Origin of the sequence: Pseudovibrio denitrificans JCM 12308, from assembly GCF_001310815.1 — a bacterium.
Taxonomy (GTDB): domain Bacteria; phylum Pseudomonadota; class Alphaproteobacteria; order Rhizobiales; family Stappiaceae; genus Pseudovibrio; species Pseudovibrio denitrificans.
In genome coordinates this window covers 185,386-208,728 of sequence record NZ_BAZK01000002.1, presented here as the reverse complement: position 1 = coordinate 208,728, position 23,343 = coordinate 185,386, and the positions used below count along the sequence as shown (strand labels likewise).

The 23,343-nt window shown below is 53.2% G+C and carries 17 protein-coding genes and 3 pseudogenes; 8 read left to right on the top strand and 12 right to left on the bottom strand.

Going from position 1 to position 23,343, the window contains the following annotated elements; translation table 11 throughout:
• Positions 1 to 78: 78 nt before the first annotated feature.
• The 4 genes and pseudogenes from JCM12308_RS02590 to JCM12308_RS02575 form a co-directional block, all read right to left on the bottom strand.
• Positions 79 to 1,524: an alanine/glycine:cation symporter family protein gene (locus JCM12308_RS02590; RefSeq protein WP_174519172.1), complete on the bottom strand. Its 1,446-nt coding sequence runs from the start codon at positions 1,522 to 1,524 to the stop codon at positions 79 to 81.
• 129 nt (positions 1,525 to 1,653) lie between these two features.
• Complete coding sequence (locus tag JCM12308_RS02585; RefSeq protein ID WP_054782764.1) at positions 1,654 to 2,307, bottom strand: hypothetical protein; 654 nt, start codon at positions 2,305 to 2,307, stop codon at positions 1,654 to 1,656.
• 99 nt (positions 2,308 to 2,406) lie between these two features.
• A complete protein-coding gene (murI, locus tag JCM12308_RS02580; protein ID WP_054782763.1) occupies positions 2,407 to 3,180 on the bottom strand; it encodes a glutamate racemase in 774 nt (257 codons plus the stop codon).
• Positions 3,180 to 3,949, bottom strand: a pseudogene (locus JCM12308_RS02575) (RNA methyltransferase). Before JCM12308_RS02575 ends, murI begins: the two are co-directional and overlap by 1 nt.
• 293 nt (positions 3,950 to 4,242) lie before the next feature.
• Here JCM12308_RS02575 and JCM12308_RS02570 point away from each other — a divergent pair.
• Positions 4,243 to 4,827, top strand: coding sequence for an HdeD family acid-resistance protein (locus JCM12308_RS02570; protein ID WP_008548078.1), 585 nt, complete (start codon positions 4,243 to 4,245; stop codon positions 4,825 to 4,827).
• An 87-nt stretch (positions 4,828 to 4,914) separates the two neighbouring features.
• On the opposite strand, the gene JCM12308_RS02565 is transcribed toward JCM12308_RS02570, so the two are convergent.
• Positions 4,915 to 5,505, bottom strand: a complete 591-nt coding sequence (locus JCM12308_RS02565; RefSeq protein ID WP_054782762.1) for a DUF2585 domain-containing protein — start codon at positions 5,503 to 5,505, stop codon at positions 4,915 to 4,917.
• A 330-nt stretch (positions 5,506 to 5,835) separates the two neighbouring features.
• Positions 5,836 to 7,098 carry a beta-ketoacyl-ACP synthase II gene (gene fabF, locus JCM12308_RS02560; protein ID WP_008547908.1) on the bottom strand — a complete coding sequence of 421 codons (1,263 nt, stop codon included), beginning with the start codon at positions 7,096 to 7,098 and terminating at the stop codon, positions 5,836 to 5,838.
• A 461-nt stretch (positions 7,099 to 7,559) separates the two neighbouring features.
• On the opposite strand from fabF, the gene JCM12308_RS02555 reads away from it, so the two are divergent.
• The 4 genes from JCM12308_RS02555 (at position 7,560) to JCM12308_RS31255 (ending at position 11,174) form a co-directional block, all read left to right on the top strand.
• Positions 7,560 to 8,777 carry an NADP-dependent isocitrate dehydrogenase gene (locus tag JCM12308_RS02555; protein WP_008547468.1) on the top strand — a complete coding sequence of 406 codons (1,218 nt, stop codon included), beginning with the start codon at positions 7,560 to 7,562 and terminating at the stop codon, positions 8,775 to 8,777.
• A gap of 138 nt (positions 8,778 to 8,915) precedes the next feature.
• Positions 8,916 to 10,022: a hypothetical protein gene (locus JCM12308_RS02550; RefSeq protein WP_054782761.1), complete on the top strand. Its 1,107-nt coding sequence runs from the start codon at positions 8,916 to 8,918 to the stop codon at positions 10,020 to 10,022.
• A gap of 160 nt (positions 10,023 to 10,182) precedes the next feature.
• Complete coding sequence (locus JCM12308_RS31260) at positions 10,183 to 10,683, top strand: glycerophosphodiester phosphodiesterase family protein (RefSeq protein ID WP_244271816.1); 501 nt, start codon at positions 10,183 to 10,185, stop codon at positions 10,681 to 10,683.
• Positions 10,650 to 11,174, top strand: coding sequence for a PI-PLC domain-containing protein (locus JCM12308_RS31255; RefSeq protein ID WP_244271815.1), 525 nt, complete (start codon positions 10,650 to 10,652; stop codon positions 11,172 to 11,174). Before JCM12308_RS31260 ends, JCM12308_RS31255 begins: the two co-directional genes overlap by 34 nt.
• On the opposite strand, the gene JCM12308_RS32930 is transcribed toward JCM12308_RS31255, so the two are convergent.
• The 4 genes and pseudogenes from JCM12308_RS32930 to recA all read right to left on the bottom strand — a co-directional run bounded on the left by JCM12308_RS32930 (position 11,164) and on the right by recA (position 16,386).
• Positions 11,164 to 11,565 (bottom strand): cyclic nucleotide-binding domain-containing protein, encoded by a 402-nt coding sequence (locus JCM12308_RS32930; protein WP_373282324.1) that lies wholly within the window; start codon positions 11,563 to 11,565, stop codon positions 11,164 to 11,166. The genes JCM12308_RS31255 and JCM12308_RS32930 overlap by 11 nt on opposite strands.
• A 93-nt stretch (positions 11,566 to 11,658) precedes the next feature.
• Positions 11,659 to 12,228, bottom strand: a pseudogene (locus JCM12308_RS32925) (ion transporter); the annotation flags it as partial.
• A 244-nt stretch (positions 12,229 to 12,472) separates the two neighbouring features.
• A pseudogene (alaS, locus tag JCM12308_RS02535) lies at positions 12,473 to 15,132 on the bottom strand (alanine--tRNA ligase).
• Positions 15,133 to 15,321: 189 nt separating this feature from the next.
• Entirely contained in the window at positions 15,322 to 16,386 is a 1,065-nt protein-coding gene (gene recA, locus JCM12308_RS02530; protein ID WP_014286449.1) for a recombinase RecA, read from the bottom strand.
• Positions 16,387 to 16,689: 303 nt separating this feature from the next.
• On the opposite strand from recA, the gene JCM12308_RS02525 reads away from it, so the two are divergent.
• The 3 genes from JCM12308_RS02525 (at position 16,690) to JCM12308_RS02515 (ending at position 19,520) form a co-directional block, all read left to right on the top strand.
• Positions 16,690 to 17,613, top strand: coding sequence for a carbohydrate kinase family protein (locus JCM12308_RS02525; protein WP_054782759.1), 924 nt, complete (start codon positions 16,690 to 16,692; stop codon positions 17,611 to 17,613).
• Between the two features lie 32 nt (positions 17,614 to 17,645).
• Positions 17,646 to 18,560: a pseudouridine-5'-phosphate glycosidase gene (locus tag JCM12308_RS02520; protein WP_054782758.1), complete on the top strand. Its 915-nt coding sequence runs from the start codon at positions 17,646 to 17,648 to the stop codon at positions 18,558 to 18,560.
• A 489-nt stretch (positions 18,561 to 19,049) separates the two neighbouring features.
• Positions 19,050 to 19,520, top strand: coding sequence for a hypothetical protein (locus JCM12308_RS02515; protein WP_041768701.1), 471 nt, complete (start codon positions 19,050 to 19,052; stop codon positions 19,518 to 19,520).
• Between the two features lie 79 nt (positions 19,521 to 19,599).
• Here JCM12308_RS02515 and cckA read toward each other — a convergent pair whose 3' ends face one another.
• Positions 19,600 to 22,164, bottom strand: a complete 2,565-nt coding sequence (gene cckA, locus JCM12308_RS02510) for a cell cycle histidine kinase CckA (RefSeq protein WP_008547951.1) — start codon at positions 22,162 to 22,164, stop codon at positions 19,600 to 19,602.
• 92 nt (positions 22,165 to 22,256) lie between these two features.
• Entirely contained in the window at positions 22,257 to 23,333 is a 1,077-nt protein-coding gene (gene flhB, locus JCM12308_RS02505) for a flagellar biosynthesis protein FlhB (protein WP_054782757.1), read from the bottom strand.
• Positions 23,334 to 23,343: the final 10 nt, after the last annotated feature.

Genomic DNA, 23,343 nt, shown 5'->3' with positions numbered 1-23,343 from the left:
GAACAGCGCATTCCTATTGAAAATGCGCCCAAGAGTCAACGAAATATGACAGCAAACTGCCCAGAAACATAGGCCTGATCAGTACCGCTTCTGCGCTTCCTCACCACGCTCCTTGCTCCAGATCGTGGCATCCACGCCCTCAGACAGCTCAGGATGCTCAGCAACGTCGAACAAGGGCTCCTTCCCTTCCTTCAGCTGCTTGATGTAATCCTTTGTGATCAAAGAGACTTTTGGCGCCAAAAGCACAATCGCGATCAAGTTGATCGTCGCCATCACCGCCATAGCTGCATCTGCTGCGTTGAACACCGTATCAACGGTCTGCAATGATCCCCAGAACACCATGGCCAGAGAAAGGATACGCAACACCGTCAGGCCACCTTTCCAGCCATGTTCCAGATAGATCATGGCGTTCTCCGCGTAGGAATAGTTTGCAACGATAGACGTGAACGCGAAGAACAGAATCGCCACTGCGATAAAGTAGACACCAAAGTCCCCCACATGCGCTTCAGCCGCTGATTGAGTGAGCGAAATACCTGTCACACCGGTCGTAGGATCATAAATGCCGGAGAGCAGGATAATCAGCGCAGTCGCCGTACAAATCACGATCGTATCAATGAACACGCCCAGCGCCTGCACAAAACCCTGAGAAGCCGGATGATGCGGATCAGGAACGGCAGAGGCAGCCACGTTCGGCGCAGAGCCCATGCCCGCTTCGTTGGAATAAAGCCCACGGCGAACACCATTGAGCAGCGCTGCCATCACACCGCCAGTCACACCACCAACAGCTTCTTCCAATCCAAACGCATGCGCCACAATGCTCCAAAGAACACCCGGAACCTGCTCAAAGTTCACCGCCAGAATACCAAACGCGATCACCACATAAGCAATCGCCATGAACGGAACGACAACCTCAGCAAAGTGCGCGATCTTACGCAAACCGCCAAAGATAACGAGACCAGCGGCCACCACAAGCACGGCACCAGTCACGATCTCCGGCATATCAAAGGCACTGTACATGGCATCTGCGATGGAGTTGGACTGCACGGCAGAGAACACAACACCAAACGCAAAAATCAAAGCAATTGCAAAGATATGGCCGAGGAGCGGGCTCTTTAGCCCTGCCGCCATATAGAAAGCTGGACCACCACGAAACTGCCCTTCATCATCCTCAACCTTATAAAGCTGAGCCAACGCACTCTCAGCATAAGCCGTCGCCATGCCAACCAGCGCAACCATCCACATCCAGAAGATAGCGCCCGGCCCGCCCAGCGTCAGCGCAACAGCAACCCCTGCGATGTTACCCGTACCAACACGTGACGCCAGACTGGTACATAAAGCCTGAAAAGGACTGATCCCGTTGCGGTCTTCATGACGGGATTTGAGCAGAACACTGAAACATTGTCCGAAATATCGAAACTGGATGAACCCCAGCCGAATGGTGAAAAACACACCAACAGCAAGCAATCCATAAAGCAGAACATAGTTCCAGAGGATGGCGTTGGTGTAATCGACGACAATGTTGATGATATCCAAGGCTTCGACTCCAGCAAATCCGCAGGTGTCGACTGGCTATCAAAACAAATTCAAGATCCGCCTAGAACAACCACTTAAATAAGAGAGGATTTGCGCCAAGCCCCGCAACAATCCAGCAACCTATAGAAGCCTCAGTGCAATGAAAGCTCTATGAGCTATCCAAGCCAAACCATGGATAAGCAATCCCAGCACCACATAGGGAAACCAGTCAGCCGTCATGACATCAGTGATAATGTCTGGCTGAAGCAATGTTCCTCGATTGCCGAGTTCAACAGGCCGTGCCGCTGCAAGATCAAGCGTCCGGATCTGACCGCCTTCTGAGAAGAGAACAACTTCACTCGCATTGAGAATTTTGTACATGGCATATCCCATGGACCCGACGAACGCCATCACCTTTGGGACAGCCAGTCGCGTCTTGCGCTCAACATCCATTACCAGCCCGCCGAGCACTGGTGTGACAAGCACAATCAGGAAACTGAAACCAAGAAATGTCGTTTGTCCAACAGCAAGCGCCTGCTGCTCAGGTGTTTGAGCTTGGGCAGCCAAATCCCCAAGGAACGGAAGGACCCACTGCATTAGCTCAGTAACAGCCTGCGGGGGTAAAAACGTGCCCACCGCGTAAGCTCCTGAATAAGCTAGGTAACAGTTGGATACGATCAGAAGACCGGTAAGAACCTCGAATACCCGGAGCTGCATGAGGTTATGCTGTGCAATGTACGGATCAAGGAGAAAGTACTTCTGCCCTTTGTAAGAGCGAATGAGAGAATTCAACATGGCAAATCACTTAATAATAGAAATGCCATCAGCATAAGTCGGCACCGCACCTCATCCAACAGATGAGAAAGGCAACTCTCACACGTGATTAATGCGGGCTTAACCGGTCACAAAAAACAGGTCTTCACACCCCACTGCAACGCGTTCACGTTTGAGCACATCTGTCAGGCGGCGGGCAATGGCTGGGGCTGGGTCAATCCAGGTCACAGGCCATGGAGCCACCTGTTCCATCTCTTTCTGCAGAAACGGATAGTGCGTGCAGCCAAGCACAACGCAGTCCGTACGCTTTCCGCTTTTCTCGACAAAGCAGGGCGCGATTTCGTGGCGGAGACGATCAAGATCAACCGCGCGACCAGCCAGCTTGTCTTCCGCCAACGCAGCAAGACCGGTAGCACCAACCAGAGCGATATGGTGCTCCGGGGCAAAGTCAATGATGAGATCCTGCGTGTAATCGCGCTTCACAGTTCCCGGCGTCGCCAACACCGCAAACACACCAGATTTCGTCTTCTGCGCAGCTGGTTTGATCGCAGGCACCGTGCCCACCACAGGCACATCAAGGAACTTCCGCAAGCGCTGGAGCACCAGTGTGGAAGCTGTATTACACGCCACCACAACCGCACTCGGCTGCCATGCATCGCTCACGGAACTCACCAGAGAGGCAATATGATCCCGAAGAGCATCCGCCTCCCAATCTCCATAGGGAAAAGCCGCTCGATCCGCCAGATAAAGCAGGCCTGCATCGGGCAACGCCCGTTTAATCTCACGTTGAACAGAAAGCCCTCCGACACCACTATCCAGTACCAGCACACGGCCAGACACATCTGGCTGCATATGCAGAGGCTGGAACGGAACAACCGGAGAGCCGTTCAACATTAATCTTGATCCTTCACACCATACTTTTCGAAGCAGGAAATCACACCGCGCAGTATGCGCACTTCATTATCGGTGAGATCTGCTTTCTGAAAGATGTTGCGCAACCTACGAATTGTGACTGGCTTTTTCTCGACAGGACGGAAGAAACCACGCGCGTCCAGACCGGATTCCAGATGGTCAAACATCCGTTGAATGGATTCCTGAGTTGCAGGCTCTCCCTCGTAATCATCTAATGAGAAAGGCAATGCACCCGCTGTCGCCACGCGGCGCCATTCATAGGCACATACCAAAACAGCCTGAGCAATATTAAGGGAAGCATAGGTTGGATCAACCGGCAGCGTCACGATCTTGTTCGCAAGCGCCACTTCATCATTGTTCAGGCCCCAGCGTTCGCGACCAAACATGTAACCGGATGGAATATCACGCAGACCCTGAGCCACACTCTCATTAGCAGCTTCATCAGGCCCAACAACCGGCTTTGGAATATCGCGGCTGCGCGCCGTGGTCGCAAAAACCAGCTTCAGATCAGCAACAGCTTCCTCCACACTGTCAAAAACCCGAGCAGCATCAATCACATGATGAGCCCGGCTGGAAGCAGAGCGCGCTTTTTCACTCGGCCAACCATCACGCGGTTGATCAGGCGCAGATCATGCAGGCCAAAGTTGGCCATCGCACGGGCAACCATGCCGATGTTTTCGCCAAGTTGAGGTTCACAAAGGATCACAACAGGAGGAATGGCGGTGTTTGTTTCAGGAGTGCTTTCAGACATGCCGATCCTCTAGCCGATAAGGCTGAAAATTACCAGAGTAGTTTTGGCCAGAATGGCCCCATGAAACACAAAATCCCATCAGGATTAGCCTGAGGTTTTCCAGCGGCGATAACTCACCACCAGCACCTCAGTCCTGCGAAATCGTGTGAGAGCTCTGACTAGTCACCTAAAGAGGGTAAAATTCGGCGAATTCAATCAAGAGTAAAGCTGTGATTTGCTGTTACCTAGAGAGTTAGCCGTTTCAATGCAGCCTCTGAATGGCCCGACCCTCTACGAAGGAGACCCCGACGACTATGCCTGGACAAGAACCCAACACAGGTGGCACCCCGCCTCCAAATGTCCCGGACCTCACGCAGTTAGTGCGTGACAACTGGTGGAAATTCCTGGTGCTCGGAGTATTGATGGTGATTGGTGGTACGATTGTGTTGGTCATACCATACGCGTCCTCCATCGCAGTAGCACTGGTTATCGGACTGGTTTTAATCGTCGTCGGGGTTCTTCAACTCTGGCATGCCATGCAGGTGAAAGAATGGGGAGGCTTCCTCTGGCAGTCCCTCATCGGCATCATCGCATTGGTTGGCGGCATCGCGATCTACTACAACCCTGTAGCGGGGACAGAAGCACTCACGCTGGTGCTTTCCGTTGTCTTCATTGCACAGGGCATCGCACAAGCCATGTTCTCCTTCCGCCTACGACCTCACAGCAGCTGGGGCTGGATCCTCGCGTCCGGTATCATCGCAATTGGCGCAGGCCTGATGATTCTGCTCGACTTCCCCGGCTCAACAGCGTGGGCACTTGGCCTCGTTGCTGGCATCTCGATCATGTTCAACGGATGGAGTTATGTCGCCATCGCCCTTGCTGCTCACAAAAAGCAATAGGGCGTTCGCTTCAGGCGTTCATCGATAGCTTAAGTTCAAAGATAAAAGGCCGCGCAATCATCCATGAGCGCGGCACTTTTATGTAGATCAGTAGGCTTGCATCTGCCATTCACGGATCGCATCCAGCGGATAGACCAGCATGATCACATTGAGGGTCAGGTTATCCCGGATGATCGAACCAACAATCAACTCCATCGCAAGGATCAGCACAACTGTCAGCCATACCGGCAAACGAGCCGCCAGCCAGAAGCCGAAGATCATCCAGATAATATCGAAGACGGAGTTGAGAACACTGTCACCGAAGTAATCCAGCGCAATCGTCGCTTCCCGATAGCGATTGATGATGAAGCTGGAGTTCTCGACGATCTCCCAGGCCGCTTCCACAATAACAGACAGCACCAGACGGAAACCCATCGGCCAACCGGCACCGCCCGTAAACAACCGCCCCATCCACCAGAACAGGGCATAAAACAGCATGCCGTGGATGATGTGCGAAGGCGTATACCAATCAGCAATATGCTGGCTGTTGTCCGAACTGTTGACGTCCCACGTCCAAAGCTTGATCTCTCCGCACTTACAGATCGGCTCTCGCCCCATGGCAAAAAGAATGACGGCTGTCAGGACAAGCAGGAGAACGGTGATCAAAGCATAATGCTTGTTATTCAATCGACTGAGCATCAATCAGACTTTCAATATCTACGTAAACGATGAGCATAGCTGTGAAGGATGAACAGGACCTTCAAAACAGAATGCGTATATAAGTAATACCTAAACCAGCTTGATAAAACAGCAAGAACCATGAGCCGTTTTAAGCTGATTAAGCGCGCTTAATCGACCAATGTGGCAAAAAGAAAAAAGGCTCAAAAGATCTCTGAGCCTTTCCCAAAACTTCTACCCTCTCCATATCGCACAGCCCACATCAGATGGCTATTAAGCCACCAAGGCAGCGCTTAAACAGGGGATTAAAGCAACTCGTAGTTTCCGCAGAATGGCAACCTGCTTTAATCCTCAGCCTGGCTTTCCAAAAATGACAGAGGCGTTCACGCCCCCAAATCCAAAGCCATTGGACATGACGTATTTGAGGTCCTTTTCCTTGGACTCATTGGCCACCAACTCAAACTGAGAAGCAGCCTCATCCGGCTCTTCCAAGTTCAGTGTTGGTGGAAGCACCCCTTCCCTCAAAGCCATGATGGAGGCAATCGCCTCAATCGCACCAGCTGCACCCAGAAGGTGACCAGTTGCCGACTTGGTTGAGGAAATAGCCAGATCTTTTCCGCGATCTCCAAACACAGCCTGAATGCCAGCAATCTCTGCCGCATCTCCAACCGGTGTCGAGGTGCTGTGCGCATTGATGTAGTCAATGTCATCGGGATTGATCCCGGCCTGCTTCAAAGCCTTACGCATAGCAGCCTGACCACCCGCGCCATCCGGCGGGGAAGCCGTCACATGATGTGCATCCGCTGAAGTGCCATATCCAAGGATTTCAGCAAGCGGCGTAGCTCCACGCTCAAGCGCATGATCCAACCGCTCAATCACCAGCATCGCAGCCCCTTCACCCATCACGAACCCATCGCGGTTCCTGTCAAATGGGCGGGAGGCTTTGTGCGGTTCCTCATTAAAGCCACTGGAAAGTGCACGCGCAGCAGAAAAGCCAGCAAACGACACTGCATCGATGCAAGCCTCAGCTCCACCGGCAAGTGCCACATCCGCTTCACCGCTCTTGATCATGCGAACCGCATCACCAATCGCCTGCACACTGGCCGCACATGCCGTCACAGGTGTTCCCAGCGGGCCTTTGAACCCGTTGGCAATGGATACCTGCCCAGCTGCAAGGTTTGCCAGAAAGCTTGGCACAATAAACGGAGAGAGCCGCCGCGGGCCTTTGGTCTCCACGGTGCGTGTGGCTCCGGTCATGGCAGGGAACCCGCCAACACCAGAGGCAATAATAGTGGCCGTGGCTTCCTTGTCTTCATCCGTTTCCGGATACCAACCAGCCTGGTCAACGGCTTCCTTGGCTGCAACCAGAGCATAATGGATGAACAGATCCATCTTCTTCTGATCTTTGAAAGGAATGGCCACACTGGCATCGAAGCCAAATTCATCTTCATCAATGGAGGGAACCTGCCCTGCCACCTGGCAAGCCTGCTCACTTCCATCAAATCTGGTAAGAGCGCGAATACCGCTTCTGGAAGCTACCAGACGCTCCCAAAACGGGTTGATCCCAACACCCAGGGGTGAAACCACCCCCATACCGGTTACAACAATCCGCATCTTCCCTAACTCCTAAGCTAAAGAACGCAGCAACCGACTCCTGCGCGCTCTACAAAATGCTCGCGTCCCAATTATGGCGCCATCTAATGGTCAGAGTAATTGGATATGTTTTGAGAGTTAAGAGCAAACTACGCAAACACAACTCTTAGTGGATAACATCTTGGGATATCGGAACAATCGGTTCCCAGCCTCTCACGAGAGTCTCCGACAATCACTCCCCGAAAAGAAAGAGGGACTGCGGAATTATAGACAGCAATTCAAACCATCGTTGAGCGCAAATACAGTTGAAATAGCAAATTGTTAGCGGCAACCACTTCAGTGCGGCATACGAATTTGGTATTACTGGCACTCCAACCGCAGATTTCCACTGGCATTAAATTGCGCACATGTGTATACACATGGCAACTTGAGCCTTAACCGGCTCCATTGTCACGTACCTAATAAACACGAGGTCTACTAATATGGCGAAGATCAAGGTAGAAAATCCAGTCGTCGAGCTCGACGGCGATGAGATGACCCGCATCATTTGGCAGTTCATCAAGGACAAGCTGATCCATCCTTATCTGGACATCGACCTGAAGTACTACGACCTCGGTATCGAGTCTCGTGATGCAACTGATGACCAGATTACCGTTGACGCTGCTGAAGCGATCAAGAAATACGGTGTTGGCGTTAAGTGTGCGACCATCACTCCAGACGAAGCACGCGTTGAAGAATTCGACCTGAAGCGCATGTACCGCTCTCCAAACGGCACCATCCGTAACATCCTGGGTGGCGTTATCTTCCGTGAGCCAATCATCATGTCCAACGTTCCACGTCTGGTTCCAGGTTGGACTCAGCCAATCATCGTTGGCCGTCACGCATTTGGTGATCAGTACCGCGCGACTGACTTCAAATTCCCTGGCAAAGGCAAGCTGACTGTTAAGTTCGTTGGCGAAGATGGCACCGAGATCGAACACGAAGTGTTCGACGCACCATCCTCCGGCGTTGCAATGGCAATGTACAACCTGGATGATTCCATCCGTGACTTTGCTCGTGCATCCATGAACTACGCTCTGGGCCGTAAAGTTCCTTGCTACCTCTCCACCAAGAACACCATCATGAAAGCATATGATGGTCGCTTCAAAGACATCTTCCAGGAAGTCTACGAAGCTGAGTTCAAAGAGAAGTTCGAAGCAGAAAAAATCTGGTACGAGCACCGCCTCATCGATGACATGGTTGCAGCTGCAATGAAGTGGTCCGGTGGCTACGTTTGGGCTTGTAAGAACTACGACGGCGACGTTCAGTCCGACACCGTTGCACAGGGCTTCGGTTCCCTCGGCCTGATGACTTCCGTTCTGATGTCACCAGACGGACGCACCGTTGAAGCTGAAGCTGCACACGGCACCGTGACCCGTCACTACCGTCAGCACCAGAAGGGTGAAGAGACCTCCACAAACTCCATCGCATCTATCTTTGCATGGACCCGTGGTCTGGCTCACCGCGCAAAGCTGGACGACAACGCTGAGCTGAAGAAGTTTGCTGAAACTCTTGAGCAGGTATGTATCGACACAGTTGAAAGCGGTCACATGACCAAAGATCTGGCCCTGCTCGTAGGTCCAGATCAGAAGTGGCTCACCACAACTGGCTTCCTCGACAAAGTCGACGAAAATCTTCAGAAAGCAATGGCAGCTGCATAAGCTCAGCCTCTGCTGGATTTCCGAAAAGGGTGCCTCCGGGCACCCTTTTTGCGTTTAAAGCCCCGTCAAATCTGAGAGGCACCAAAGCAAGACAACATTCTCCTTTCCCAGCTTACCCTCACTGAAAAGGAGATAGTCATGCAGAATGCACTCTCACTACTGACCGCAAGCATCCTCTTATGCTCAGCTGCCTACGCACAGGAGCAGCCCATCACCGCCAAGAAAGTTGGCACCTACTTCCAACTGGAACTGCACCGCCCGGACGGCAAGCACTCCTACTTTGTCATGGACACAGGCTCCACCGGCATCGTCGGCTCAGCGAAGTTCTTTACGCCTACAAAGGACGAAAAATCCAGAGGAACATGCGTCCCCTTCGGATACTCCAGCTCAGGCAACAGCTATGCGGGATACATCGTCAAAAGAGACCTCTCCTTCGGCACCATTGGCCAGCAGCCAACAAAACACCTGAAAGACTTCCCGGTCTACGCCGCCGTGCAGCGGTGTCCGGCAGGTAAGACACCCAATTGCTCCAGCACACCGCCCGAAGGCTGCACCCTCAACCCGCAAGTCTACATGATGGGTGTCGGCTTTGATCAGGCCAGCAGCTTCTCTCAGACAGACGACGACAGCAACGCCATCAACAACCCCTTCCTGAACCTTGACGACACCGACGGTAAACCACTCCCGCAGCAGAACTATGCGCTGAGCAGCGTCAAAGCAGGCAGCCTTGCCCTTGATGTTTATCTCGCCTCACCCCAAAACCCGCTGCCCAACCGCGGGCAAACCATCACGGTGCCACTCTCAAAGCCAACAGACAGCGCAGAAACACTCATAACCCCACAGCTGGCGTTTGCATTGCGAGACAAAGCAACCGGCAAGCCGGTCTTCCCAACAGACGCCCCGCAACCAGTCCGCTTCTTACCGGATACAGGCATCAGCTACGGCATCCTCTCGGTTGCTGGCAGTTCAGCCCCATGCTGTACAGAAGGCACTTCAAAGTCAAAAATCGATACATCAGCTTACGACTTCCAACTCTTCGCCAACCCAGAGAGCAAAGTCCCTCTCACCAACCTTTCCTATGGAGCAGACCAACCACTCGGCCAATCCGCCAGATGGTCTTTGAACCACCCTGCAGGCAGCACCCTGTTCTTCAACAGTGGCCAGCTCTTCTTCCAGAATTGCAACTACTTCTACAACCCTGCCAGCTCTGAAATCACATTCAGTTGTCACACAGCAGATCAATAAAGCAACAAGCACAACGGGCTGTTTCGAGCCTCCAAACAGCCCGCACTTTAAGAGAGGATAATCGACAAAGCCTTGAGTGCGCCCAAACAACGCCTAAGTGCGAACACAATCCAAATTCAACCTGAGGGCACGGTGTTCATTTCAAACCGGTGCTCTTCTCATGTTTAAAAAGATTGCGCTCTTCCTCCTGCTCGCTGCCGCAGGCATCTACCTTTACAACGCGTCCTGGCTGACGTTTGATCCTTCTTCTGGAAAGCCCAAATTTATCGCCCATCGCGGCGTGCACCAGACCTATCACCGCGAGAACCTGACCAACAAAACCTGCACGGCAGAGCGCATCGACACGCCTTCCCACCCCTATCTGGAAAACACCATCGCCTCCATGCAGGCCGCGTTTGAGGCCGGGGCAGACATCGTCGAACTGGACATTCACCCAACCACCGACAACAAGCTGGCCGTGTTCCACGACTGGACGGTCGATTGCAGAACCAACGGCTCAGGCATCACACGGATCATTCCCTCGCAGAGCTCAAAGCCCTGGACATCGCCTTTGGATACACCGCCGATGACGGCAAGTCCTACCCGCTCAGAGGCACCGGCATTGGTGCAATGCCAGAGCTGGACGAAGTGTTTCTCGCCTTTCCGGAAAAGAAATTCCTGATCAACTTCAAGGAAAAAGAACTCCGCTCCGCCAAGCTACTACTGGCAAAACTGGAGAAGCACCCTCAATGGAAACAGCAGGTCTGGGCCGTCTATGGAGCACAAAACCCAACTCAGTACATGGCTGAGTCCACCGCAAACACCATGGGCTTCGACAAGGCCAGAACCAAAGCCTGCCTAAAGGAATACATCGCACTGGGATGGAGCGGTTACGTCCCACAAACCTGCAGAAACACGGTGATCACCGTGCCTTCAAACTACGCATGGGCCGTCTGGGGCTGGCCAAACAAGTTTCAAAGCAGACTGAAAGCATATGGAAGCGAGATCATTCTGGCCGGGCCTTACAAATCACAGGGCGCAGGTGCTGGGATAGATACGCCAGAGCAACTTCTGGAAGTTCCAGCCATCTTCAACGGTTACATCTGGACGGATAAGATAGAAGCACTGGCCCCTTACATCAGAAAGGAGAGCCCAACCGAACCTAGGAAGTAAACTCCACATCCACGTGGTGCGCTTTACGCTCATCAATCGCTTCATCAATGATCTTCTTCGCCACGGCGGGTTTGCGATCCATGAAGCGACGTAGATCATCCATCTTGAGCACCATCAGCTGCACCGGTGTTTTGGCAACAGCACGCGCACGCCGTTTGTGGTGGCCAAACAAAGACGCCTCCCCAAAGTGCTCCCCTTCTCCATGAAGCACCCGGTGATCGTCAAAAACTTCTTCCACCTCACCAGAGGCAATCAGGAAAAGACTGTTCCCATCCTCTCCCTTCTCACAGATGGACTGCCCGGCTGGCACACTGTGGGAATGCAGAAGCTCAGTAACGGCTGCGATTTCAATAGCAGAAAGCCGCTCAAACAGCGGAATAGTAGCCACCATGCCCCAGGTCACCACGAAATCACGGCTATGGATTTCGCGGGCAAAAGCGGTGCCCACAATGCCCACCGGCAACGCAAACAAGCAGTAGCCCATCAACATCACGATACTCGCAATCATCTTGCCAGCAGCTGTCACCGGAACCACATCGCCGTATCCAACTGTTGTCAGGGTTGAGAACGCCCACCACAGAGCAGCTGGTATCGTGCCAAAATGCTCCGGCTGAGCGGCATGCTCCACACTGTAAAGCAGCGTTGCAGCAACCAGCACCACACCCAAAATCAGCACAAGACTGCCAACAATCGCCCGCTGCTCCGCAACCACAGCTGACACAAGCGACCGAACAGCAGGTGAGTAACGTGCGATCTTCAAAAAGCGGAACAGGCGCAAGATGACCAGTGATTTCCAGCTGATACTTGCAAAGAACAGAGAAAGCCAGAACGGCACCACCGCAACAAAATCAACCACGGAAAGCGGCTGCAAGGCATAAACCACACGCGCTTTCAAAGGCCCATACTTCTTCAGCGGCGGATGCAAATCAGACACCCAAAGGCGCAGCAGATACTCGATCGCGAAAATAGATCCGGCGATGATATCAAGAAGAAAAATCTCCCAGACATACACTCCGCCAATGCTCGGCTCCGTCTCAAGAACCGCAAGACCCACATTCACAACGATGAAGACGATCAAAATGGCATCTATCTGCTGAGCCAGGCGATTGCCCGCACTGCTGCGCTCCAGCAGGTTGTACACTTTCAACTTGATCGAGTTAGCCACCAAAGCCCCACAAATGCCCGAGCATCAAAAGAAAAAAGGAAATGCAAAAGTCGAATAACTTCAAAAGTAACTAACAAAAAATAAAGGGGAGATTAAATCCCCCCTTCATGAAACTCAGATTATCAGGTCAGCTTTAAAGCGTTTCAAGATGCGCCTTGATTGCAGCAATCGCTTCTTCTGCTTTGCCAGCATCAGGCCACCAGCCTGCGCCATGTCAGGGCGACCACCGCCACCACGACCACCAAGAGCCGCAGAACCGATGCGCACAAGATCAACTGCACTTGCAGTTTCGCTCACGTCCTTGGTTGAACCAACAACGATCGCTGCCTTGCCATCTTCAGCTTTGCTGATCAGCACCACAACACCAGAACCGATTGCAGTCTTGCCTTCATCAGCAACAGACTTCAGATCCTTCGGGTTGATGCCTTCCAGCACACGCGCCATCAGCTTGAACTTACCAGCCTCAGTCACACCAGCGTCTCCGCCGGAGCCACCGCCGCCCATCGCAAGCTTCTTCTTCGCTTCAGCAAGTTCACGCTCCAGCTTCTTGCGCTCGTCCAGAAGACCCGCAATACGCGCAGGAACATCAGCAGCAGAAACCTTCAGCAGGCCAGCAGTTTCGCGCATCAGCGCATCCTGCTCAGCCAGATACTTACGGGCTTCATCACCGGTCAGCGCTTCAATACGGCGCACACCAGCAGCTACCGCACCTTCGGAAACAACAGTCACAAGGCCGATGTCACCAGTGCGCTTAACGTGTGTACCACCACAAAGTTCAACAGAGTAAGACTTGCCAGCCTTCTCGCCGGTTGTCGCTGTTCCCATGGAAACCACGCGAACTTCATCGCCGTATTTCTCGCCGAACAAAGCCATCGCGCCAGCTTCAATCGCTTCATCAACTTCCATCAGAGAAGTCTCAACAGCGCCATTCTGCAGCACGATCTCGTTCGCAAGAGCTTCAACCTTGGTGGTCTCTTCCGCACTCACAGGCTTTGGATGTGAGAAGTCGAAACGCAGACGCTCAGGCGTTACCAAAGACCCCTTCTGAGCCACGTGAGTACCAAGCACTTCGCGAAGCGCTTCATGTACAAGGTGAGTTGCTGAGTGGTTGGAGCGAATGGCACTGCGACGTGCATGATCCACGATCAGCTCCAGCGCATCGTCCACATTCACGTCACCACTTTCAACACGAACAGAATGCACAAACAGGCCGTCAGCTTTCTTCTGTGTGTTGGTCACAGTGATGGAAACACCGTCAGCAACCATGGTACCACAGTCGCCAACCTGACCACCGGATTCACCGTAGAACGGGGTCTGGTTGAGGATCAGAGAACCTTCTTCACCCTGCTTCAGAACTTTGACTTCTTCGCCGTCCTTCACAAGGCTCAGCACAACACCTTCAGCCTTTTCGGTTTCATAACCGAGGAACTCAGTAGCGCCTGCCTGCTCTTTGATGGAGAACCAGATCGCATCCGTCGCTGCATCACCAGAACCCGCCCAGGCAGCACGCGCTTCAGCACGCTGGCGCTCCATTGCGGTGTTAAAGCCATCAGTATCAACCGCGATCTCACGGTTGCGCAGGGCATCCTGTGTCAGATCAAGCGGGAAACCGTAGGTGTCATAAAGCTTGAATGCAGTCTCACCGTCCAGCTGATCGCCGGAACCCAGAGAGCTGGTCGCATCTTCCAGAAGGCCGAGACCACGCTCAAGCGTTTTGATGAAGCGCTTTTCTTCCAGCTGAATGGTTTCTTCAATGAGCTTTTCCGCACGTGGCAGCTCAGGGAAAGCCTGACCCATTTCACGAACCAGAGTTGGAAGCATCTTGAAGATGACCGGCTCTTTTGCACCAAGCAGGTTCGCGTGACGCATCGCGCGGCGCATAATGCGGCGCAGAACGTAACCGCGACCTTCATTGGATGGCAGAACACCATCAGCAATCAGGAACGCCATGGAACGCAGGTGATCAGCAATCACGCGGTGGCTTGCCTGTGCTTTGCCAGCAGCTTCAACACCAGTCAAATGCTCAGAACTCGCGATCAGAGCCTTGAACAGGTCGATCTCGTAGTTGTTGTGCACGCCCTGCATGATCGCCGCAAAACGCTCAAGACCCATGCCGGTGTCAATAGACGGACGCGGCAGGTCGATGCGTTTATCAGCCAGCTGCTCATACTGCATGAACACAAGGTTCCAGATCTCGATAAAGCGGTCACCGTCTTCCTCAGGAGAACCTGGAGGGCCACCCCAGATCTGCTCACCGTGATCGTAGAAAATCTCGGAGCAAGGACCACAAGGACCGGTATCACCCATCGCCCAGAAGTTGTCTGAAGTAGGAATGCGGATGATCTTCTCATCAGCAAAACCAGTCAGCTTCTTCCAGATGTTGAAGGCTTCATCATCCTCGGAGTAAACGGTCACAAGCAGCTTATCAGCAGGCAGGCCGTATTCTTTGGTGATCAGGTTCCATGCGAGCTCAATCGCGTTTTCCTTGAAGTAGTCACCAAAGGAAAAGTTGCCGAGCATTTCAAAGAAGGTGTGGTGACGCGCAGTGTAGCCAACGTTATCCAGATCGTTGTGCTTGCCGCCTGCACGAACACATTTTTGCGAAGATGTTGCACGCACGTAGTCCCGCTTTTCCAAGCCGGTGAATACGTTCTTAAATGGCACCATACCCGCATTTGTAAACATCAATGTCGGATCATTGCGTGGCACCAATGGACTAGAAGGAACAACCTCGTGTCCGTTTTTTGCAAAGTAGTCGAGAAAAGCCGACCGAATTTCGTTGACGCCACTCATAGGTCTTGATGTCCGTCTCGTTTTCTAGTGGGCAGCTACTTCAACAATCACAGCCGCCAAATTGCAGGGTATGCGCATCCGGAAAGATGCAACAAAAATTAGTATCTGCCGCGTTTTAGCCATCTGCAGCAAATCTGTCCATAAAACCCTACAAAAAAAGAGGCTGGATAAATCCAGCCCCTCTAAACTCTATTGGTTTTCCGCAGTTTTTTCCGGATCATCAATCGCTTCAGCAATCAAACCCGCATTCTGCCGGATTGCAAGTTCGATCTCTTCCGCCAGTTCAGGATTCTCTCGCAGGAAGGTTTTCGAGTTCTCACGCCCCTGCCCAAGCCTCTGACTGTTGTAGGAGAACCAAGCACCCGACTTCTCGACAATGCCGCCTTTAACACCAAGATCCAGCAGTTCACCCATTTTGGAGATGCCTTCGCCATAGATGATGTCAAACTCAACCTGCTTGAATGGAGGTGCCAGCTTGTTCTTCACCACCTTCACGCGGGTCTGGTTACCAACGATTTCATCACGATCCTTGATCGCACCGATACGGCGGATGTCCAGACGTACAGAAGCGTAGAACTTCAGCGCGTTACCACCGGTTGTCGTCTCAGGAGAACCGAACATCACACCGATCTTCATACGGATCTGGTTGATGAAGATCACCATGGTGTTGGATTTGGAAATGGATGCGGTCAGCTTGCGCAGTGCCTGGCTCATCAGACGAGCCTGCAAGCCTGGGAGCGAATCGCCCATCTCACCTTCAAGTTCAGCTTTTGGTGTCAGAGCCGCAACGGAGTCGATCACCAGCACGTCAATCGCGCCGGAACGAACCAGAGTGTCTGCAATTTCAAGCGCCTGCTCACCAGCATCTGGCTGGGAAATAAGCAGGTCATCAATGTTCACGCCAAGCTTGCGTGCATACACCGGGTCCAGTGCGTGCTCAGCGTCAACAAATGCGCAGATGCCGCCGTCGCGCTGCGCAGACGCCACAGTGTGGAGTGCCAGCGTGGTCTTACCGGAACTTTCAGGCCCGTAGACCTCAATGATACGTCCCTTAGGCAGACCGCCGATGCCCAGCGCGATATCCAGACTGAGAGAACCAGTCGAAACGCTCTGGATTTCTACGGCCTGTCCCTGGCCCATGCGCATAATGGAGCCTTTACCAAAGGCTCGTTCAATTTGGGAAAGCGCTGCATCCAGTGCTTTATTTTTGTCCATCTGATTGCCCTCAACAAGGCGAAGTGAAGTTTGTGCCATACGTTCTCATCCCTTATTTCACGATGGACGTGCAGTTTCAAAGTCAGTTATTTGTACTCACTTTGTTCCAACTTCGCAATACCTGATAACTAACTAATAAAAATGGATTAATTTCAATACGTTCTCCTATTGTTCAACATGTAGATAACTTTTCCTGGCACCTGTTTGGAGGCACACATCTGGAATCAAACCTCAAAAATGCACTTTTGATACATCACCCACAGTCTGTATTTGCTCGTAGCTTGCTTTGGCCAACCAACTTGCATATCAACGGTCTTTCGATGTCGGGAGGAAGAATTGGTTATGTCGTCTAAACAGGTCGGAGTAATCGGAGCAATCCATCTGGACAGGATTGCCCATGCAGATCGACCCTTCAAACCGGACACCTCAACACCAGGGAAAATTATGTCCCGCGCAGGAGGTGTTGGAGCCAACATTGCACGCGCCATGGCGCGGTTGGGCATGCAGCCGACAATGCATGGATGTCTGGGTGACGACGCCGACGGAGCGTTCCTCGCAAAAAGCCTGTCAGAATGCGGAATTAATACATCCAGCATCAAGACAGTAGCTGACGGAAGAACCGGATCATATCTGGCCCTTCACAACCCGGATGGCACACTATTCTCAGCCATTTCGGACAGCGAGATTACCTCCAGAGTGAGTTTTTCAGAAGCAAATCCAATTCCGCAAGCACTGCTGAACTGCGATATCTGGCTCTGCGAAACCAATCTGGAAGAAGAAACGCTTCTCACGCTCGCCAATTCCAAAGGGGATCGCCTTCTGGCCGCTGATACGGTCTCAATAGCAAAGGCACCAAAACTTCGTCCCCTTCTCTCCCAAATTGACATTCTTTTCACCAACACAGATGAAGCCACGGCCCTGCTGGATTGCGAGCCGGGGGAACTTTCCGCAGAAGAGCTGGCCCAACAGCTGGCTGCAAAAGGTATTCCTACCGTTCTGGTCAGCAACGCCAACAAGCCACTGGCTCTTCACTGTGCAGGCAGCACAAGTTCGCACACTCCATTTTCTGTTGTTCCCGTGGATGTCACCGGCGCCGGTGATGCCTTCATTGCAGGCTTTCTTTATGCAAGCTGCCTCAATGAAGACCCATATTCAGCAGTAAAGAGCGGGCTTGCTTCTGCATCCATTACAGTGGAAGCGACCGGCGCCGCGCCGGAAACGCTTTCACCCCAATCGCTTAAAGCTCGTTTATTAGAACATGCCTAAGCACCAACAACATACGAAAGACTGGGAAAACCATGGGAAGTTCAATTAAAATCCATCATTCAAAAGAAGTTGCAGAAGCTCTCAGCAGCGGCGCTCCAATCGTTGCGCTGGAGTCCACAATCATTACCCATGGCATGCCGTACCCGCAAAACGTTGAAACAGCACGCGAAGTTGAACAGATCATCCGCGACGGCGGTGCCGTTCCAGCAACCATCGCAGTGCTCAACGGTGAACTCCACGTCGGCCTGGAAGACGAAACTCTGGACCAGCTGGCTAACGCCAAAGACGTGATGAAATGCTCCCGCGCGGACCTGTCCTTCGCAATGGCTCTGGGCAAGAACGGCTCCACCACAGTTGCAGCAACCATGATGGCAGCACACGCTGCTGGCATCCGTGTCTTCGCAACCGGCGGCATCGGCGGCGTACACAAGGGCGCTGAAACCACCTTCGACATCTCCGCAGATCTGGACGAACTGTCCCGCACCGCTGTCTGTGTTGTCTCCGCTGGCGCAAAAGCACTGCTCGACATCCCGAAAACTCTGGAAGTTCTGGAAACCCGCGGCGTGCCAGTCATCGGCTTTGGCTGTGAAAACGTACCTGCATTCTGGTCCCGCGATTCCAAGATCAAAGCGCCTTACCGTCTGGATGAAGCAAACGACATCTCCAAGCTGATCAAGTTCCGCGAGAAGTTCGGCGATCACGGTGGCATGCTCGTAACCAACCCGGTTCCAGCTGAAGATGAAATCCCATCTGACGAAATGCAGGTGTTCATCGATGCGTCTATCAAGGCAGCTGAAGAACAGAACATCACCGGCAAGGACGTAACACCATTCGTTCTGCAGGATATCTTCGAGCGCACAGCAGGCCGCAGTCTGGCAACCAACATTGCGCTGGTTAAGAACAACGCAAAGCTTGCAACAAAGATCGCATGCGGTCTGACCGATTAAGTTTTTGCAGGCATCTGCCTTATAAGAATCCGGGTTGGAGCCTCCAGCCCGGATTTTTTGTGGTCTAAAGCGTATCGCTGAAAAGTGAGCACCGGTTTTCAGATGAAGATACGCAAGATCAAAGGCTGAAGCAGTTCATTTGCCTCAACTAAAAAGCGAACTGCTTTAGCCACTTGTGCAGAGCTTTCCCCACGCTTCCAATCAACTCAATACATGCAGAGGTTTTCACGTCTCTTTGATCGAAAGATTCCGTTGTTTTTCCGCCCCGATTATTTTAGGTGTTCTAAAGCTATAGAACTTTACATCGCTGTGTTTTTATTGGCGCATCTGCATCTTGTGGTCATATAGTACTCATCAAAACGCCATCTGGCGCGCATATGTGAAAGAGGCCAATCCAATTTATTGGGTGGTTCCATTGAAATCACGCCCAACAGAGTTTCGCGGTTGGCGGCAGTTGCATCGGCTTTTGTCACCCGCAGGATTTACGCTATGAAGAAACTTATTTTTATCGGATTAACGGCAGCTCTCGCAGCTTGCCAAAGCGGCCCATCCACTCGCAGCGGGCAACCATCCATCCGCGCGGACGCCGATTCTCAAACCATTCAGATCAAAGCTTCGCCTGAAGTTGTGCGCACTACTCTGGTCAACAGCGCAAGCGCCAAAGGCACCATCGTTCAGCAAAACGAGCCAAACATGGTGGTAATGGAAAGCTATGTGCGCGGCGACAACGCTGTACTCGACAATGAGTTTGGCCCGTCAGATTCTGGCGAGCGCGCCTACCGCATCCGCGTTCGCTTCTCCGGCACGCAGTGCAGCACCAACGTTGTGCAGGACCTCGCGCTGGTCAACAACATCTACACCTCGCAGGAACAGTCCTTCCAACTGCCAGGCAATCCAGGCTCCATGCAGAGCCTGCAGCGCTTGAAGTCCAACGCGGAAAACTCTTCCGGCTGCGTCTGATAAGCAGCGCATATAGATATCAAAAAAGCCGGAGAGCAGACCATGCTCTCCGGCTTTTGTATTTCGAACTAAGAAAAGGCTAAGCCCGTTCCTGTGTCTTGGCTTCCAGCGTTTCTTTCACCGTGGTTGCCAGCTGTTTCAGCGTGAATGGCTTCGGCAGGAAGGTAAAGCTTTCCTCCGCCGGCAGGTTCTTCTCAAACGCATCCTCAGCATAGCCGGAAACAAAGATGATCTTCAGATCAGGACGTGTCTTGCGCAGCTCAATCAGCAGGCTTGGTCCATCCATCTCCGGCATCACAACGTCAGAAACCACAAGGTCAACCGCCCCGCCGGTCTCTTCCATCACTTCCAGAGCCTCAGTGCCAGAACCAGCCTCAAACACCTCATAGCCACGACCACTCAGGGCGCGTGCTGCAAAGGCCCGCACAGCCTCTTCATCTTCAACAAGAAGAATAGTTGCAGAACCTGTCAGGTCCGCTTCGGTCGCTTCCTGCTCAGGCTTAACCTCAACGACCTCTTCCTTCTCGGTGGTGATGTGGCGCGGGAAGAAGATGCGGAACGTTGTGCCGACACCTACCTCACTGGTACAGAACACATAGCCGCCGGTCTGCTTCACGATGCCATAAACAGTGGAGAGTCCAAGGCCGGTGCCTTTGCCGACATCCTTTGTCGAGAAGAACGGCTCGAAGATCTTGTCCATCACGTCCTGAGACATGCCGTGACCGTTATCGGCCACCTCAATCAGCACGTACTCACCCGGAGGCATACCGCGTGTGTTCTCGTAGGTCTTGGACGCGTCCTCATCTACGTTCAGCGTCCGGATGGAAACTTCACCGCCTCCTTCCATCGCATCACGGGCGTTCACCGCAAGGTTCACGATCACCTGCTCCAGCTGGTTCACGTCAGCCATCACCGGCCACAGCTCACGGCCATGCACCAGCTTCAGCTCAATCTTTTCACCCAGCAAGCGGTCCAGAAGGATGGAAACATCCGCCAGCACATCCGCCAGCGCCAGCTCCTGTGGGCGCAGTGTCTGACGGCGGGAGAACGCAAGCAACTGGCGCACAAGGCCAGCAGCCCTGTTTGCATTCTGCTTGATGTTCATGATGTCCTGGAAGGCCGGATCCGTTGGACGGTGGCTTGCCAACAGCAAGTCAGAAAAGCCGATAATCGCGGTCAGAACGTTGTTGAAGTCATGCGCAACACCACCAGCCAGCTGGCCAATCGCCTGCATCTTCTGGCTCTGCGCAAACTGAGCTTCCAACGCACGCTGCTGAGTGGTCTCTAGAACGTAAATCACAGCCGCATCTTCACCGGCCTGCCCGTCCTGAACAGCAGACACGTAGAAGGTCGCGGAACGAGGATCGCCATTGCCCTCAAGCGAGACATCCAGCGGTGCAATCTCGCTCTTGCCCAGCGCAGCTTCTTCCAGCGCGCCCTGCAAGGCAGCACGATCATTCTCAGCCACAAACTCGGTCAGCTTCACATCTTTGCCAAGGCCCTCGCCCTGCTCAAACAGGCGCATGAACGGACCGTTGGTGCGCTCAACACGGCCATTTTTGTCGATAGAGGCAATCGCGACCGGTGTGTTGTTGAAGAAGCGGGAGAAGCGCACTTCAGCAGCACGCAGCGCTTCCTCATCATCATTGCCAGCAGAACGGTTGATCACCAGCGTCCGGCTGTCACCAGCAAGGCCATCAGCGCCAAACGGAACACGGTGCACAAGGCGAACCGGCAGGCCAGTGCCGCTGCGCGTCACCAGATCAATATCAAAGCTTTCGGTTTTAACTTCACCCTCAGAACCCTGCAGAGCTTCAACCAGAGCTGCCCCTTCTCCGCGCACGATGTCCTTCAAAGACAGTTCGCCGGAGATAAACTGGGTCAAATCATAACCAAGCCAGTCCGCCAGGGTCGCATTCAGATAAACCAGCTTGCCAGTGCTGTCAGAGGAGAAGAAGCCGCACGGCGCATGGTCAAGGAAGTTAATCACGCGTTGCAGTTCCTGGAAGGAGTTCTCCTGCTCGGTCCGATCACGGGTAATGTCAGAAACCTGCCAGATGGTAATGCCGCTATCCACGCCAACAGCAGCATCCTGCTCCAGCGGGCGAACGGTAATGCGATACCAGCGCGCGCCGCTGGCAACTTCACCAACAGCGTTCGGCAGGCGCACTTCTTCTGTCGCGTATCGCCCTGTTCGTACAGCTTGCGAAAGCCGGAATATGGCATCTGCGGCGTCAGGATCCGAAGAGAACACCCGCTCCACCGTGCGCACATCAGCTGGTCCGCGCGCGCCCGTCAGCTCAGCATAGGACTGGTTTGCGTAGATGATGCGGCCATTATGATCAGCCAGCAACACGCCATCATCCAGCGAGTTCATGAAGGATTCGGCCAACGGATTGCGGTGGGATTTGGAGATGAACCGTAACAGGCCAATGGCCATGGCAAACAGCGAGAACACCCCAACCACAGCCAGAACACCCAGCAACCCCAGAATGTAAGGCTCGGCCTGTTCTTTGCGCATCAACGCGAAAGCGGCTGTTGCTGCGACAAGGCCGAGTGCAAGCAGCATCAAGGCCCCAAGGCTGCCCCCCTTGTCTGTCCTGTCAATCACCGGCTCAGGTCGCCGCGCTTCGGTCTTTGTCATCTTACCCTCTCTACGGCCACCCGCAGACACCTTGACTTTTTCGCCATGAGAATAATCCGCTCAAAAGCCGACACTCCAGCACTCCCGCGCTGTTAAGACCGCCAGCTCTTCTTTTTACGCAGCTGCATGACATAACCAATCACCTTCGCAACCGCGGCGTAGTGCTCCTCAGGCACATAATCGTTCAACTCAATCGATGCGTACAACGCACGTGCCAGTGGAGGGTTCTCCACGATCGGCACATCAGATTCTTTCGCAACCTCTCGAATGCGGAGCGCCAGGTCATCCACCCCAAGCGCAACACACTGCGGTGCTCCCATGCCCTCTTCATAGCTCAGAGCAACCGCGTAGTGGGTCGGGTTTGTAATAACAACCGTCGCATCCGGCACACTTGCCATCATTCTGTTGCGTGAACGCTGAAGGCGCAACTCTCGAATTTTGGCTTTAATCTTGGGATCACCCTCAGATTGCTTGTATTCCTCTTTCACTTCCTGCTGGGTCATCTTTTGCTTTTCGAACCATTTTTTGCGCTGCCAGACCAGATCGGCCCCGGCAACAACAGTCATAAGCGCAAGAATTGCCCCAATCACCATGATGGCGAGCTCACGAACCTCCTCCAGCACAAGCCCCGTTTCTCTGAACACCACCGTGTCCAGCCGGTCTCTTTCCGGCCACAACACCAGAAAAACCACCGCCGCCACCGCAATGATCTTCACCAGCCCCTTCAGGAAGTTGGCGAGGCTGTCTTTGGAGAACAGTCTCTTCATCCCCGAAAGAGGCGAGATCTTGTTCAGCTTCGGCTTCAATCGCTCTGCAGTCCAAAGCGGTTTATGCTGAACCACGTTCCCAACCACGGCGAGCGCCATCAGCGTCAGCAACGGCAGTGCCACCACACCAAGTATTTCGGGCCCAGTTATTTCTAAAAGGAAAACAAGCGCACCCGGATCAACAGCAATTGTGTCCGCATGGGCAAAAAACCCCTTTAAAATCGTAGAAACGCTCGAAACCATTGTGGGCGCGAGGAAAGATATCACCAAAGCGGTCCCCACCAACGAGAACCACGAGCTCACTTCCTGCGATTTTGGTATGTCCCCTTTCTCGAATGCATCATCGAGCCGCTTTTGCGTGGGGTCCTCGGTTTTCTCCGAATCGTCGGTATCTTCAGCCATCAGCTCCTCG